Source organism: Pedobacter sp. V48, assembly GCF_000523515.1.
GTDB lineage: Bacteria > Bacteroidota > Bacteroidia > Sphingobacteriales > Sphingobacteriaceae > Pedobacter.
Genome location: NZ_AWRU01000023.1, coordinates 63,050 through 79,159, shown reverse-complemented (window position 1 = coordinate 79,159; position 16,110 = coordinate 63,050). Strand labels below are relative to the sequence as shown.

15 protein-coding genes and 2 pseudogenes are annotated in these 16,110 nt (G+C 41.2%); 10 read left to right on the top strand and 7 right to left on the bottom strand.

Annotated features, from left to right (window positions below):
* Positions 1-2: 2 nt before the first annotated feature.
* Together N824_RS17920 and N824_RS17910 are read right to left on the bottom strand one after the other, a co-directional pair.
* Entirely contained in the window at positions 3-548 is a 546-nt protein-coding gene (locus N824_RS17920; RefSeq protein ID WP_048906530.1) for a carboxymuconolactone decarboxylase family protein, read from the bottom strand.
* 216 nt (positions 549-764) lie between these two features.
* A complete protein-coding gene (locus N824_RS17910) occupies positions 765-1,604 on the bottom strand; it encodes an AraC family transcriptional regulator (protein ID WP_048906528.1) in 840 nt (279 codons plus the stop codon).
* 791 nt (positions 1,605-2,395) lie between these two features.
* Between N824_RS17910 and N824_RS17900 the strand changes: the two genes are divergently transcribed.
* Positions 2,396-2,845, top strand: a complete 450-nt coding sequence (locus tag N824_RS17900) for a DoxX family protein (protein ID WP_048906526.1) — start codon at positions 2,396-2,398, stop codon at positions 2,843-2,845.
* Positions 2,846-3,188: 343 nt separating this feature from the next.
* On the top strand, positions 3,189-3,599 hold the full coding sequence (locus N824_RS17895) for a nuclear transport factor 2 family protein (protein WP_048906525.1): 411 nt from the start codon (positions 3,189-3,191) through the stop codon (positions 3,597-3,599).
* Positions 3,600-3,851: 252 nt separating this feature from the next.
* Here N824_RS17895 and N824_RS17890 read toward each other — a convergent pair whose 3' ends face one another.
* On the bottom strand, positions 3,852-4,460 hold the full coding sequence (locus N824_RS17890; RefSeq protein WP_048906524.1) for a hypothetical protein: 609 nt from the start codon (positions 4,458-4,460) through the stop codon (positions 3,852-3,854).
* A gap of 558 nt (positions 4,461-5,018) precedes the next feature.
* On the opposite strand from N824_RS17890, the gene N824_RS17885 reads away from it, so the two are divergent.
* On the top strand, positions 5,019-5,513 hold the full coding sequence (locus tag N824_RS17885; RefSeq protein WP_084498381.1) for a cupin domain-containing protein: 495 nt from the start codon (positions 5,019-5,021) through the stop codon (positions 5,511-5,513).
* Between the two features lie 70 nt (positions 5,514-5,583).
* On the opposite strand, the gene N824_RS17880 is transcribed toward N824_RS17885, so the two are convergent.
* Positions 5,584-5,772: a hypothetical protein gene (locus tag N824_RS17880; protein ID WP_048906522.1), complete on the bottom strand. Its 189-nt coding sequence runs from the start codon at positions 5,770-5,772 to the stop codon at positions 5,584-5,586.
* The gene (locus tag N824_RS17875) at positions 5,763-5,915 is read right to left on the bottom strand and encodes a response regulator (RefSeq protein ID WP_152542372.1); all 153 of its coding nucleotides are present in this window, start codon (positions 5,913-5,915) and stop codon (positions 5,763-5,765) included. Before N824_RS17875 ends, N824_RS17880 begins: the two co-directional genes overlap by 10 nt.
* Before the next feature lie 130 nt (positions 5,916-6,045).
* Between N824_RS17875 and N824_RS17870 the strand changes: the two are divergent.
* Positions 6,046-6,273: pseudogene (locus N824_RS17870) on the top strand (hypothetical protein).
* On the opposite strand, the gene N824_RS17865 reads toward N824_RS17870, so the two are convergent.
* Positions 6,270-7,685 carry a lipopolysaccharide assembly protein LapB gene (locus tag N824_RS17865; protein WP_048906519.1) on the bottom strand — a complete coding sequence of 472 codons (1,416 nt, stop codon included), beginning with the start codon at positions 7,683-7,685 and terminating at the stop codon, positions 6,270-6,272. The pseudogene N824_RS17870 and the gene N824_RS17865 sit on opposite strands and share 4 nt — an antisense overlap.
* 61 nt (positions 7,686-7,746) lie before the next feature.
* Between N824_RS17865 and N824_RS17860 the strand changes: the two genes are divergently transcribed.
* From N824_RS17860 to N824_RS38510, 4 genes and pseudogenes are all read left to right on the top strand, one after another.
* Positions 7,747-9,483, top strand: coding sequence for a caspase family protein (locus N824_RS17860; protein WP_161662334.1), 1,737 nt, complete (start codon positions 7,747-7,749; stop codon positions 9,481-9,483).
* Positions 9,484-9,760: 277 nt separating this feature from the next.
* The gene (locus N824_RS17855) at positions 9,761-10,705 is read left to right on the top strand and encodes a hypothetical protein (protein ID WP_048906517.1); all 945 of its coding nucleotides are present in this window, start codon (positions 9,761-9,763) and stop codon (positions 10,703-10,705) included.
* 759 nt (positions 10,706-11,464) lie between these two features.
* Positions 11,465-11,692: pseudogene (locus N824_RS34405) on the top strand (tyrosine-type recombinase/integrase); the annotation flags it as partial.
* Positions 11,693-11,919: 227 nt separating this feature from the next.
* On the top strand, positions 11,920-12,300 hold the full coding sequence (locus N824_RS38510) for a virulence RhuM family protein (RefSeq protein ID WP_052334202.1): 381 nt from the start codon (positions 11,920-11,922) through the stop codon (positions 12,298-12,300).
* A gap of 186 nt (positions 12,301-12,486) precedes the next feature.
* On the opposite strand, the gene N824_RS17840 is transcribed toward N824_RS38510, so the two are convergent.
* Positions 12,487-13,962 (bottom strand): hypothetical protein, encoded by a 1,476-nt coding sequence (locus N824_RS17840; protein WP_048906515.1) that lies wholly within the window; start codon positions 13,960-13,962, stop codon positions 12,487-12,489.
* A gap of 166 nt (positions 13,963-14,128) precedes the next feature.
* Between N824_RS17840 and rbsK the strand changes: the two genes are divergently transcribed.
* The gene (rbsK, locus tag N824_RS17835) at positions 14,129-15,052 is read left to right on the top strand and encodes a ribokinase (RefSeq protein WP_048906514.1); all 924 of its coding nucleotides are present in this window, start codon (positions 14,129-14,131) and stop codon (positions 15,050-15,052) included.
* Between the two features lie 29 nt (positions 15,053-15,081).
* Positions 15,082-16,092, top strand: coding sequence for a GRP family sugar transporter (locus tag N824_RS17830; protein ID WP_048906513.1), 1,011 nt, complete (start codon positions 15,082-15,084; stop codon positions 16,090-16,092).
* The last annotated feature ends 18 nt before the right edge of the window (positions 16,093-16,110 follow it).

Sequence of the window (16,110 nt, the reverse complement as noted above, 5' to 3'; positions counted from 1 at the left end):
TATTAATTTTTTTGAATTGGTGTAAGTTTTGGGAAATCGATGTCCGTTCCGGCGACGATATTCAGGTAATTAGTGTAAATACTTAGGGAGACTTTAGCTACGATTTCAACGATTTGTGTATCATTGTATCCGGCCGCTTTAATGTCCTCAAATGCAGTGTCTGAAACGTGACCCCTGCTATTCAGAATCGCTTTCACAAAGACAAGAGCTGCATTTATTTTCGGGTCGGCGGATGTCCCGGATCTGGCCTGCTCTATTGCCGCTGCATCAAGGCCAATTTTATCTCCGATGTAGCTATGGGCTGAATTGCAATAGTTACAGCCATTTTCACCAGCCACGGTTAGTGCAATCAGTTCTCCAAGCCTGCCGCCAATGGATGCACTGTTCAAAGCCGCATTGAATCCCAGGTAGGCATTCAGCGCTGCAGGAGAGTTTCCCATTGTCCTCATCATGTTTGGAACCATCCCCATTTTGCTATTGACCACATCAAATAGTTCTTTTGTTTTGCCGGTAGCTTCTTCCGGATTTAAAGCTTTTAAGCGTGCCATATCAGTTTTGATTAAATTTTAAAAAAATGTTTTTTATATTTTTGATACCCCAAAGTTGCAGGTTAAAAGCAGGCGCCTGATAGACACGTTTTCCCGAAGAGTTGGCATTTATTCCTGAAAAGCAAMWAAYTMNNTRTKRNTWTSCYYKCGNTGWNACNTAAANNAGGCATGGCATGGCCATGGAAAATTTAGTACACGCGGGGAAATAACAGGGAGTTAGTTCTGTAGTTGGCTGAATTTTTCCCGGTACTGGATAGGGGAGATACCTTCTTTGTTTTTAAAGAAACGGCTGAAGGTCTGGATATCTTCATAGCCCAATTCATAGGCGATTTCCTTGATGGAAAGATTGGTGTAGTTGATTTGCCGACGTGCGTGAACCATGATACGGTCATGAATGATGTTCAGCGGGGCACGTTCGGAAATGACCGAGAATAGATTGGAAAGTGTTTTAGGTGATTTGTTAAGCTTTGAGGCATAAAAAGCCACATCATGATGTTTGGAAAAATGGCCCTCTACCAGGTAATTAAATTCCCTGATAATGTCGGCCTGGCTTTTTTCGAGCTTATGCAGGTTGCTGGACTTTCTCAGTACCCTTACCGAAAGGATCAGCATTCTTTTCAGCATGGTCTGGAGCATGTCCCTTTGAAGTATATCGGTCTGACGCATTTCCGCGCAGAAAATCTCCCAGGAGATTTCGAAATCTCTGGCCATACTTTCGTCAATGCTCACGATTGGTACGCCTGTTGCCCCGAAAAACAGTAAGCCTTTACTTCCAACTTCATTGTCATGGTTGATGATACAGTAGAATGGTTGATTAAAACGGACCATTCTTGCCGAAGTCAAGTCAATGCAGTCGATTTTATGAAACTCGGTCAGGAAAATGATTTGGTTGTGTGATAGCTGATAAGGTACTTTATCTATCTTTATGGTCATTTGTGCTCCGGTATTCCAGATGAAGGTCATGTCCGTTTCACAAATCTCAAAAACGATGTCACTGTTTTCTTTGTTCAATTCGATTAAACTAAGGGTTTCTTTTGACTCGTTTTTAAAAATCATGTCTTATGTCAATAGCTAAGTTCAAATATACCTTTGTTTTAAGAAGTAAACAAGGAGGAGGTTATACAATTGGTTATCAATTTAGCGGTTGATTGTTGTTATACAGGTGGTTGCATATTTCCTTTACACTTTATTACACGGACATTACACTGGAGGACTCTGCGCTGCCGCAATATTTAAGTCAGATTAACCTTAATCTTTGTTGCGCAATTTTGCAGGCGGCACCTAAATTATCGAGTAAGTTGATAGCAGTGTGCCGAAATGCAATGCTTCCGGAATACCTGAAATACCATTTTGAAATTGACTGTGTCGGAGGAAATGCGTTGTTGGCGTCGTTTTGCAGGATATAATGAATGTTTAAATCAAGAATTAAATAAAGTTGTCGCCAGGATGGCAAGTAGCGGAAAGTTTTTCCAGCTTCACGATTTTCCTGACGACGCCACGCCGCGGGAGATGACTGTTTATCTTGATAGGACAAGCCGAATTGAAGTGTCATTCTTCCGGTTTCGTTAAGAAGTAGTGGATTGAAAGAAGTAATTTTTTCCAGAGCCAGAATTCGTTATAGAAACCTCAATCCTGCATTTATCTTTTATTCAGTAGCGGGGGACAATTTTGTAACGTTATTTTGTGCGATGGCCTAGTCAATCTTGAGGTTTTTTTTGTAATAGTTTAAATGATAGTGTGTTGTTACTGTTGGTGGTGGCGATTCTGGGCCATCTATTATCATCTATCTGGGTGACTAAACTGGCCCAATGATGTAATATCTTTGACTTAAATAAATCATAAAAATCATGGAAAATACATTTAAAATCCCTCAATTACTTTTAAGATTTGCATTAGGCATCACATTTTTAACACCTGTATTAGACAGGTTGGGTATCTTAGGTGAACCAGGAATTGGAAACATTGAATGGGGTAACTGGGAAAATTTCATTAAGTATACCACTACGCTGATGCCAATATTTGACAGACCAATGGTTAATATAATGGGGATGGTCGCGACCATTTCCGAGATGACGGTTGGCGTGTGTCTGATCTTAGGGCTTAAAACGAAATATTCAGCATTAGGTGCGGCACTTATTACCTTCACCTTTATTGTATTTATGACGATCTCACTCGGTATACAAAAGCCAATCAATTACGGGGTCTTCACTGCATCTGCTGCCAGCTTATTATTGTCCTTTGTTCCAAAGTACAGTTGGAGTCTGGATAATTTGCTAAATAAAAAAAAGGAGAATTAATTCAATATACTGTTGTTTCCCCTGAGTGATTTTACTCAGGGCTCGGTACCCTCATCAAGCCTCTTATCTCGACCTTGCCTGAGGGTGCAGTTTTGAAGGATACAAATAGTTAGCCACACCTGTACATTGTGAGCTCAGAACAGAAGTTGCAGCGGTTATGTGTTATAAATGCAGCTTCTAAATTCCCACCGTCCGAGATTGACTCATATTGATGAGCTAAGATGGCGGAACAGATTTCGCCTAAGCTCTGGACCATCCTTTCTTTCTCGTCTGGCGTGCAATCAGCATTCAGTCTTGTCATACTTTAGCAAAAAAATAAATTAGCATTTAATCGCATTTAAAAATGAATAAACAGTCAAATAACTCAACGCAGGATACGCTGAACCAATACTTTTTGTATGTTTCGGAAAACAACATTGATGGAATAATTAGTCTTCTAGCAGATGATATCGATTGGTACATCGCCAAATCAGAGCAGCTATCGTGGACCGGCAGGCTGGACAATAAATCAGAAATTGCAAAGGCGCTACAGATGATTTTTGATGCGCATGTGGAGCAAACAGCCCGTTTTGATGTGGACCATATCTTTATTGATGGCGGTGAAGCCGCAGTATTTGGGATGATCTCCAGGCAGGTAAAGGCAACAGGAAAGACATTCACTGCCAGCGTATGTCAGCGTTTCACCATAACCGAAGGCAAGATTACGCGGTTACTGATGCTTGAAGATGCATCCGAGATCTTAAAAGCGTTCTAACTGAAAAATTTCAAAAGTACTTTAGCTAAGATTACGATAATACCTCGTATAGGACGTGTTAACCATTCAATTAACTTCACAGGACTAACACTTCTCCAAGTACACTGTTCAGCTGCTTCACTTTAAATGAAGCAGCTTTTATTTTTATTTAAATGGTTTTTTCTGAAGTAGCTGGTGTTAATTTGTTGCCTATCTAGTCGCTGGAATTGCTTGGAGATTTCTGCTTATAGTCAGGACCTGCAACTAGGAGAGCTACATCTGCAGGCTAATTCCAATCATGGTTCTGGCTACTTTTTGCTCGTGGTCGTAAGCAGGCATGATCCAGATTGTTGTTGCCAATTTGGGCACGGTATACCTAAATTCGGGTCCCAGTCCATGGTAGCGCCAGTCCATGACCCCCAAACTAATCTTTTCAGAAAATTGATGAAAGATATTGACTTTGTAGAGATAATTCTGGTATCCGCTCCCCAACTCGCCTAGAGCTAAAAAGGTATTTGGCCCCCTTTTTAACCAAACACTTGCAGAGTATCTGGCTGAATGGGTGCCATGTTCTAAGCCCGCGCTGGCCGAGAAAGCCAAATTTGGTGTAGGCAGGTAGGAGGCTCCGATCAAAGCCTGGCTCCATTTCTGTCTTACCAATCCGAAAAAGATCACGGCAAATTTACTCCCTATCTTCTTGCTGCCATTGTAATTGATAACGGGCTCAACCGATCCGTCCTTATTAAATTTTCCGTACAGTTCCAGTTGCGCCTGCACTGATAAAGGCTTCATTAGCATCAGCATACCAGCAAGGCAAATACTTAATCTGATTAACATTATTTTTGTGTATCCGTTTGAGCGTATAGCGTTTTTCGTTTCCATTGATCTTTATCTATTTGGCCGATTCATTTAATTGAACCTAGTGTAAAATTAGGCTAGTTGAATCTCAATAGTCTCCCCCAGATTTGAGAAAAGGGATGTCCCAGCGTCTTGCAATGGGAATTATTATTCCATGTTGCACCTCTTTCGCGGACCTGGACTTATATTACGGCCCAAAGGATTCTTCCCCACTCATATCGTTGAAATCAGTAAGAAATTGATTGAAAAGGTGCTGTTATAGACTTTACATGAAGTCTTGTCTGCCGGATCAGATCAATGAGGTTATCTTTATCTTCCTGAATGGCTACCACTTTATAGCCCAGGAACTCAACCATTTTTTCGTCTTGCCCTATAACGATAATCCCGCCTCAGGCTCCAGTAGAATCTGAATTGGGCTTTAATTATTAAAGTTTTATATGGTTTGTTTACAGTGCTTTAGGTAGATTTGAATCTGTATTTCWWYKNTAKGAKTTAAAACTAAAATAACGATGAAAAGGGAGAAAATTTATTGCTGCGACGCTAGCTACCGCAGTACTCCCTTTAATTGGAAAATCTTTTGGTATGCTGAATCAGGCAGAAGTCGGCAAAGGGCTTAAAGTTAATAGAGGTGAAGGAAGGTTGCATGGTCATATTAAATTGAGAGGTGTAAATGCAAATGTCCTTGATGTTAAAGTCTCGGGAACTGACACTGGTGGAAATCTTGCTGTCTTTGAACAGACTAGTGTCTCACAAGGAAAAGGAACACCTTTACATATTCACCAACTACAGGACGAAATGTTTTATGTGTTAGAAGGTGAATATTTTTTCAAAGTGGGTGATGATAAATTTCATCTTGCCGCCGGAGACAGTATCTTCTTGCCAATGAGAGTTCCACATGCATGGACGCAAATATCAGAAAAAGGAAAAATGACCGTTATTTTTCAACCCGCAGGCAAGATGGAAAACTTCTTTGTTACCCTGGCAGGATTGGATCACACACCTGATCCTGAGGAACTGATTAGCATTTTCGCAGATCATGAAATGAAGGTAGTGGGGCCGCCATTGCAGCTTGAGTAGCTATGGAAACCAATGTAATTTTGGGGTATTCAATAACCCTGGTATGTTTCCATGTCGTCCTTGTGTTCCGCTAATCTCGTTGCTTTCTTCCTTTTGAATCCTTCAATGGAAGCAAGTCAATACCTTTCTGTGTAAGCTTATTCTTATCTACCCGATGAATTCCTGCAGTATGAATAACTGCATCGAAAATTCCCAGAAAAGTAACTTGGTACTTTACAAATAAACGAAGGTATTCGTGTAAGCCATCAATTAGTACCACTTGAACCGCTCTGTTTTTAAAATTTTGAGCCCATCCTTACCGGTATACGCCTGAAATACCTTAAAACTTTCCAGTTCAATGACCCGTGCCATAAGATTACATAGTTTTTTTTCGTCGTCTATGATCAGAACAGTGTCTTGCATTTGCAGGGCTGGTTTATCTTTCTGTGAAAGATTCGGGAATATGGATTTCAAAAGATTGATGTGCTTGATTTATACTATTTTGTAAATAAATAGAAATAAAAATGTAACTTAAACTATAATATAAATATATATGAAAAAGACTACGATCTCCATTAGTGCGGCCGTGCTTGGCCTTGCGTTTTCCTWRWRCCWRKCAAGCTGCAGCGAAGGAAAAAAAGAAGCGGCTGCTACCGATAGCACATCTGTAGAAACAGATACAATGATGATGGATTCTACTTCAGCACCGTCGTCTTCCCGTATGACTGATACTACCGATACAGGTGGCAGAAACTCCCAGGCTCCGCGACCAAAAAACTAAGTTGTTTCTTCTGGTTCGTCGATGGTTTTTTCTGGCGTTACTTTTTCCACCGCCTTTTGGTGGATCTGTGAATGATGTTCGTGGATCTTACTCAGCTTTTTGATTAGCCAAACTTCAATTTTATGATGTGTAGGTGTGAGCAGGGAAGCAATGATGACAAAGACGATGATCTCTATAATGGGAGAATGATGCGATTTTTCCGCTACAAAGGGGTGAATGAACAAAGTAAGGTATTCAAATAACATCAACAGTGAGATGATGCCTGAATACTCAATCACTTTTTTGTTCACTCTTTTCTGACTGAGGAAGATGCTGAAGAAAAACAGAATAGGAATTAAAATACCTATCGCGAGCAACTGCAGTTTTTGTGTTCTTTCTTCTGCTTCCCGATGCTGTTCTTCTGCTATTTCTTTTTGACGGAATTCTTCAGCGATCGTAATATTTTGCACTTCCTTCGCCCTTTCTTTACTGTCTACCGAATCCGTCAGCTTGATCAAAACTTCCTGATAGCGAAAGGCGCTGTCTATTTTACCCTGTTTCTTATATAGTTGAGCCAAAAACGCGCTGGCATCAGCGGCACGACTAAGGAATTCATTGCTACTGGCTCCATCGTATACCTTCTTAGCATAATATACAGCGGAATCTCTTTTCCCGTGGTGATCATATATTTTGGCCAGACCCAGATTGCATTCAGCTAAGGTATTGTAGTCTTCCATAGCTTCCAGGTAGGGTATACTCTTCGTAAAATAGGTATAGGCTGTTGCGTAATCTGCTTTTTTTAGATAGATATTTCCCAGATTATTTAACGACGTTCCGGTGATCAGATCGTCTTTCTGAACCAAGGACAATTCATAAGCCTGTTTAGTATAAGCCATTGCCTGGTTTAGCTGATTCGCCTTCTCATAAATATCGCCAATATTCAGTTTGCTGAACAAAGCCAGTTCGGGAAGTTTGTGTTCTTTTGCAATGTCATCTGCCTTAAAAGCATAAGACAGCGCCTTTTTTGTGTCACGCTCACTGTTATACACCAACGCAATATTTAAATAAGTACTGCCCATATTCTCTGGAATGCTGCGTTTTTCTTCAATTTTGAGTTGCTCTATAAAATATTCAATTGCTTTCGGATAGTTATGGAGTGCATGAAAGGCATTGGCCATACTGTTTAGCGCCCAGGATTCTCCTCTTAGAAATTTATTTTTTTTAGAAAGCTCATAGGCTTGCCTGCCCAAGATCAAAGCAGAATCCGGCTTGTATAGGTGATAATTATAACTCAGGTTATAAAGGATAATTGCCTTTCCAGTATCGGTTGTCTGACGCATCAGGTCTTTTCGCAGACTATCGATCACTTTATTTTGCGAATGAACGGAACAGCAAATAAAAAAGGCAGCAAAGGATAATGCTATAAGTTTCATTATTAATTATTTATATTTATAGTAAAGGGGAGGGATCATGTACAAAATGGCAATAATTTTGTTGTCTTTCATTTTTTATTTTCAAATAATACCTGGTAAGGCACAAAGTAAGTACGCCCTGCTGATAGGCGTAAATGAATATTATGAGAAGCCGGGCGTAACAGGCGGACATAGTTTAAAGGGATGTGTAAACGATGCCCTCAGCATGCAGTCTTTTTTGATGAACAGGTTTGGCTTTACCCCGACAAACATCACCACCTTGCTGAATGCTAGGGCTACGCAGGCAAACATGACCGTTGCGCTTCAAAACATTTTGCAAAAGGGTAAGGCAGGGGATGCCGTAGTATTCTATTTCTGCGGACATGGCATTTACATGAAAAACGCTGCTAATTTAAGTGATACGTTAAAGAAAGGCTACAATCAGGCACTATGCATGAGCAACCTATACGCACCAAATTTAGATTGCCTGGTGAAAGACAATACGCTTAAAAAATGGTTTAACCAGTTTGTAGGTAAAAAAATGATCCTGACGGCATTGTTCGATTGCTGCTTCAGCGGGCAATTGGCCATGTCGCCCAGTCAGGAATACCTGACATTCACTCCCCCGGCCACAACGGATAAGTCTATTGTTTTTGAAGCAGTGGACAGCGCCAGCCGTAGCTTTAACATGAGTGAGACACCGATCATCGCAGATTACTCCAGGATTCCAAGACCTTCAGAAACACCAAATTCAAAGTTCGCTTCCATATCGGCCTGTACTGACAACGAAATTGCCCTGGAGATCTATGATGAATCCGGGGTTCCTCATGGTGCATTCACCAAGACGCTCCTGAATATTTATGAAAAGAACAAATCGGACCTGCCGCTGGCTCAGGTACTACAAGAAATCACCCTGCAAATGAATTACGTACAACAGTATGTTCAAAAGCCAACCTACTATTACGATACACAAAGAACTCAAATGAACCTGATTGGATTGCCGGTGGGGACCGGGGCGGCTAAACCTTATGTGGCGACTTGCATTCGATATGCCAATAAAACGGTTACTTTAAATGCGGGCTGGAATGACGGACTTGCACGGGGAAATACGTTTAGTAATAAAGCTAAAAAATTAAGTTTCCGGTTGACCAGGGTATATGCTGATAGTGCCATTGGTGTGATCAAAGGCAATACAGTAGTCGGCAAGGGCGACCGTTTCGAGCTCATCGACCGCTACCGGAGTTCTGATCCTTTTGTAAAAATTTATGTTCCGGAGTTAAATATGAGCACTGAGGCTTTTTTGCCTGTTTTTAACAAACAAATTCTTCCCCTGACGAAATCAACGAAATACATTGATTACTACACCTCGGCATCTAAATCAGAGAGTTTCAATTATGTGTTTACCAATGAGCCGGATGAAGCAAAAGCGTTCTCAACGATACCAAAAGACTTACATTATTCGATTGTTTTCCCGCTGCCATCCGACATTGCCGTTGCGATCAGGAAAAAACTGGCAAAAGATCAAAACGTAAAGCTGGTGAATGCACCTGAAGCAGCAGACGTATTACTCTACCTTAATTATGCGGTAGCTTCTCCTTTTCATGAGCAGCCATCTTTTGTGTTTACCTACCGGCCTCCGTCCAACGGGCCTGTGATTGCTATTGGAGGTCCTACTTTTTTTATCCCTAACTTGAGTGTGGACAAATTGGAGATCAGCCAAAAAGCACTGAACACGTTGACTGCAGGCATCCAGGCGATTACTCGTGAACTAACGAGAGGCAAAACTACCTGGTGGCTAAACGGATATGCAAGGAAGTAGCATGAAGCTACTTTTCCAATACCAGAGCATCTGAACAACTTAGTTGAATCAAAGTTATAACTATGACAATATTCCTATTATTTCTAGATTATCTATCAATTTATCAACTAGTGCTACAGGGAAAGATATTGGAGCAGATAAGGAGTTATCGCAAACGAATTTCGTATGAAATATTATATCTTAGTAAATTGCAAACACCGTCCATGCGCTTGAAACAAAAATTACCTGTAACCTATCTGCTATTTACTTTTAACAGCCGTTTATCAAAAGGGACTTTTTGGATGGCTTCCTTCCCGATCAAACTTTCCTAACTTATCCAGAGTGGTTCTTGGTATTTAGCCCGGCTGAACAAGCGGACTATTTTAAAATTCGTACCTCAACCACTTTTCCGTATATGAAGCATGTTGATCAAATGTGGGGTGGTTATGAAGTTATATATGATCAGATAAAAGACAATTTTCCTTTTAACACAGGCTACCACTTAATGATCATGGTGATAGCTGGGAGCACCACCGTTGAATATAGTATTAAATCATTTTACGAAACTATTATTGGCCGGATAACAGATACAGATCCTAATGAAGAAATGACTTTCGAGGATAAATTTAACGCTGATTATGAGCATAACTACGTGAAATTTATTGAAGCCTTACCCTGGTATCAGTATGATTTTAACCATCAGCTTAAAACGCTATGGAGCAACAGCTCTTTATCTGGTCCGCATTTGCTTCGTAAACTAGAACGACGCTATTATTTGACTACTGAACTATTGGTTAAAAGCAGTTATGGTTGGCTGATTGGTCTCGCCACTAAATCAGCTTATGAGACAGCTTCATTACAAACGGCAGTTGTGATGGATAATCTGCCCGCTGGACTAGATACCTCCGGCTTTGTTTACAACCTTAAGGAATTGTCAAACGGTATGGTACTGGCCAACTTACCTCGTTATGCCGAATTCAATACTTCAGTTAATAAACTAGCGAAAGAAGGGGTTTGTTTTAAAGAAATTGCAGGTAATAAAGGAGCTATTATGCTCACTGTTTTAGCGAGTAAGCCTCCACTAAGTTTGAACGGAGATTTCAAAGTGTTGTTCGTTCAGCCTATTGTTACTAAAACTGGTTTAAATAGAATAGCGATAGTAACAACGGTAACCAATTTGGTTACCACTTTAAAAATGCTTTCATTCGATAACATTACCATTGAACACGTGTATGATTATTAATGTGAACTTCTTCTTACTAATATGTTAGAGGGGTTAAAGTTTATAATTCGCTACTAGTTCCCGGAAGTGCCAAACCCGCCAATAACCTCAAATCATGCAGAAAAAGGGTCGAAATAAGTACAGAAAAGACGGCTTCGCAGGACTTAATTACTTAGGTGCTATAAAAGTTCCATATTATCTTGTTGACTTAAGTATTTTTTCTAAATGAATCTAGAGATGTTATTCCCGATAAAAATAAATCTGGGGACACTCAAACAGATAGACCCATCTTCTATGTTTAAAAAGTCACTGGGATTTCGTAAAAGGAGTAGATACTTCAATTTCGAGCTTTCCTAAAAATCAGTTGCCAAAAGGCAAGATGGATTGCAGGGAACATCCGAGGATTTACTGGATAAGTATGTCAATTGAAATAAAAAATTAACGAATAACTGTTATTTCTGAATAGAGAGCTGCACTGCTGAGCAGCGCAATATGTAGTTTAAAATGCCCGTAATCAAACATAAATCTTGACAAAATATGCTTGAAGTCGATCTTGTTGGGAACAGAACCCTCGGACCTATTTTTTTGATCTGAAAATGCAGGAATGTTAATTGGTTATTTGTCAGTGTGTTAAGTTTTGTTTTTTGATTTTTTTTATTAWWWWYNNTAMATAKTAYNNGCWGMWYASMARTSMAGMWMTYRCGGTGAGCAGTAGGTCAGTAGTCTGAAATCAAGCTTGTAAAGTGCTGTTTAAGAGTGTTTTATGAGTGAGGTTCGAATCCCTCTTCCAGTAACCAGAAAGTAAACGCTTACCTTAAGGAGATTGCGGATCTGTGCAGGATTGATAAGACGCTCACCTATCATATCGCAAGACACACGTTTGCGACAACAGTTACGCTTTTGAATGGAATCCCTATTGAAAGCGTCTCAAAAATGCTTGGACATACCAATATCAAGACCACCCAGCATTATGCTAAAATCTTAGACATTCAAGTCGTTCAGGACATGGCAGGGACAAAAAGTTGCGTGACAAGGGGGCTGATTAATGTGGAAGCTAATATTTGGGATCAAGGAAATGACAAGGCCTCTGAACTGATCAGCTCGCCAGACACCGACAGTGAACCGTTAGGTAAGCAGGAACCGAGGATTATTAAGTTGTTCGCTTAGTTGATTATGTTAACTTAATTATATCCTCAATTACCTCCCCATTCTAAAAATCTACTTAGCTTAGTAATATGGACATGCAATCTGATCAAATTGTTATTTATCAAACACCTGACGTTGAAACAGGAATTGATGTTAAAGTTGAATATGAAACAATTTGGCTTACCCAAAACCAGATTGTCGACTCGTTTCAATCTAGCAAAGCTAACATCAGCGAGCATATCAAAAACATTTTTGAGTCTAAGGAATTAGATAAAGATTCAACTGTTCGGAATTTTCGAACAGTTCGGCAGGAAGGCAAAAGAAAAGTATCCAGAGATCTGGAACATTATAATTTGGACCTGATCATTTCAGTAGGTTATCGAGTCAATTCATTGAGAGGCACACAGCCTCCTAAGAGTCTACAWAAAATWWRYWWATTTTTTGGGTTGAGGATATTATGCACGATTTAGGCCAACCCCTTAGAGATATTGGCCACTTAGCGCCTTCCTCCCTAATCCATTCACTAATGAGAGTCCCATCAGCTTGAAAAGATACTAAGAAATTTCTAGGATGGGTACCGGCAATAACATTCCAGTACGTTCGCAGCGAATTACGCGTCGCTCGTAATGGCGGTATAACGCGCTCGCCGCAAAATGCTAACACAACCTATTGCGCATCCACCCTGCAAAATCAAAGTACTGAAACACCTTTGCTTGAGATAGGGAAGCTTCGGTCGTATCCAGTCCTTCCTGCACCTTTTGTGCCAGGCGCCGGTTGGAGGCTATGCTGTTTCTTTTCACGTCCGCTAGCATCACCTCAAACAGAAACTTCTCAAAGGGAATAACCTTGCCCTTTCCGTGGAAAGCGCGCTTATAAGCCCGAATTTCATAAGCGATAAACTCATTGTTGCCCAATTCCGCGTGCAACACCAAATGGAACAACCGGCATGCCCTGAAAATTAATAGGTCCGTTTGATACCGCCCGATGTTAATCGCTTTCAAGATATTCTCATTCGCAAGTTTTAGCTTCCTGCACTGAAGATAAGCAATAGAAACCTGGAGCTGATAAGCGATATATTTCTCGGGACTAATGGCAATATCATTAAAGCGCCCCATCGATTTGTTTACTTCATGAATCTTTACCGCCTCCACATAATTATTTTCCCCTATCAGGCAGCTCATTTGAAATGTGACCAGTGTTTGATTCGCCATATTTAAAAAATGCTCAGGATAAGGCTTGGAGGCCAGTCCCGCTATCTTACTGATGAAGTATTGCATCTCGTCAAAATAATTAATTTGAAGCAGGCTGTTCAGGATCCCTTCAAGAGTGTCCAAGTAATCATAAGGAGGAAAATCAAGAATCGATTCATTGAGCTCCATCAAGGTATTCAGCTTTTTGAAGAGTGCCAACGCAGCGCCATATTCACTCTTGTGAATAAAGAAATACGCCTGGAACAAAAGGTGGAGCTTTCGGGATTCAAAGCGATGGTTCGATCCCCGTGTGATAATCCCCAGCTCACTTAAAACCAAATCGTCCAGATTATCCTCATCATTTAAGGTGATGCCTCTGTTTAACAACTTATGGCTCAATATTTCATACAAGGAATGGTGTTCATGGGTTTGCCGGAGCACCTGCAACGTTTGTTTGCCTTTCATTTGAAAAGCAATCAATTCTTGCTGATCCATATTGGCGAAACCCGTTCTCACCAATTGAGAAAGTTCCATCCGGGCACATAAATACAACAGCAGATGATCTTCAGCATCCTCCGCTTGCCGCTGCGTTTTCCTAAGTTCCTTTAATGCGCGGTCCGGTAAGGAACGCTCAGTAAACAACTTTGCCTTCATCACACTAAAAAGCTGCCCAAACCAGGCATCCTGCTGAATCCTGCCCATGGTAAGCATCTCCGTCAGCACCTTAAAAAGATATGCAGCTGTATTATCGAACGACGTGCCCGGATGGCTTAGTCGGAAAACCTCTGCCGGAGGGGCTTCCCCCGGTATTGCAGACAGGTAAATCTCGAAAAGTTGGGCATATTTCCCTTCCCCGGTATGCTGCCTGCAATATATCCTGAAGCTTTTCTTTTCTGTAGCGGATAAAGAAGAGATTAATTTTTCCAGATCAGCCTTCAACATGATTCATGTTTTTTATTATTTGTGATTTATTTAAATGATTTATTTTGAGTGTATTACGTATTTAAATTTCTAGTAAAATTAGCTTGACAATTCATAAATATACGAATATTTGGTAGTGAAAAGGCTAAATCCTCTTCTATATTTGACCTTCACAAACCAAATATTAATGAATCTTATGTCAGTAGAAATTATTGTTACTGGAAGTATGAATATGGATATGGTGGTAAAAACCCATCACATTCCACAGCCGGGAGAAACAGTTCTTGGAGGAACATTCTTTATGAACCCTGGGGGTAAAGGTGCAAATCAGGCGGTCGCCGTTGCCCGTCTTGGTGGTCAGGTAGCCTTCATCGGAAAAATTGGAGACGATATTTTTGGCCGCCAGTCCAGTCAGCTTTTTGATGAGGAGGGGGTTGACATCCAGGGACTCATTGCAGATGTAGATCAGCCTTCAGGGATCGCAATGATTACTGTGGATGAGAAAGGGGAAAACAGCATCGTAGTAGCACCTGGTGCCAATGCCAGGCTTTATTCACAGGATGTAGAAACTTCTTTTAAGCTTTACCCAGAAGCAAAGATTCTGTTGGTACAACTGGAGATCCCTTTTGAAGCGGTGCAATATGCTTCTAAACTTGCAAGGGAGCAGAGTATGACGGTTATATTGAACCCAGCGCCGGCAAATGAATCCATTCCCAACCTATATAGCCTGGTCGACATTATTACTCCCAATCTAACGGAGGCAGAAATGCTTACGGGTGTTAAAATTACAGGTACGGAAACTGCGCAGCAGGCCGCAAAGGTACTACAGTCTTTAGGCATTGCCACGGTGATCATTACACTTGGTAGTGAGGGCGCGTTGCTTCTTGATGGCGATGCATTTCACCATATCCCGGCACCGCAGGTCACTACAATAGATACCACTGCCGCAGGCGATGTTTTCAATGGCGCATTAGCAGTTGCACTTTCGGAAGGTAAAACATTAGTAGAAGCGACCACTTTCGCTTGCCAGGCAGCCTCCATTGCCGTTACCAGGCTCGGTGCACAAGATTCCATTCCATATAGGAACGAAATTCTTCTTACCCTCATGTAATTAATAGAACCACTTAAACTGAAACTCTTATGTTTATCGTAGAAAATTATACCACCGCGGTGATCTGTTGCTTCGTCACCATGCTTTGCTGGGGTTCTTGGGCCAACACACAAAAATTAACGCAGCAAAAATGGCGGTTCGAACTCTTTTATTGGGACTATGTCATTGGCATTTTCCTTTTTTCCCTCGTAGGTGCCTTCACTATGGGCAGCATGGGAAATAATGGCCGCTCTTTTTTAACCGATCTCCAACAGGCAGACTTCGGAAATATTTTGAGCGCCGCGGTCGGTGGACTTGTTTTTAACCTCGCCAACATCTTACTTACAGCCGCCATTGCCGGTGCGGGCATGGCAGTTGCCTTTCCAATTGGTATTGGCTTGGCACTCATTATTGGAGTCGTGCTTAACTATGCCCTTGCACAAAAAGGCGATCCCATGTTAATCGCATTGGGCGTTATTGCCGTTACCGCAGCCATCCTGCTCAATGCCTTTGCCTACCGCAAACATGCAGGCAAAAACAGTCCGGATAAATCTGTTGGGAAATGGATTACCATCTCAATTGTAGCAGGAATCCTGATGTCTACCTTTTATCCCTTCATCGCCGCAGGAATGGACCTCCAGAATTTTAGTAGCCCCGACATAGGGAAAATGACCCCTTACACGGCCTTTTTCGTGTTTGCAACTGGTATCCTCCTAAGTAATTTTATATTCAATACCATTCTGATGCGCAAACCCCTGGAAGGTACGCCCCTTAACTATGCGGCATACTTCAGCGGAAAACTAAAATATCATGGCGTGGGCCTGTTAGGTGGTTGCATTTGGGGACTTGGAAACCTTTTTAATTTGATTGCCGCCGGAAAAGCAGGGCCAGCTGTATCCTACGGACTTGGCCAAGGCGCTACGTTAGTTGCTGCTTTCTGGGGGGTCATCATCTGGAAAGAATTTAAAGGCAGCAGCCCAGGTGTAAACCTCTATATCACACTCATGTTCATGCTCTTCATTATAGGCATCGCCCTAATCATCATTGCAGGAAACAACTAAACCCATACTCAACCAAGT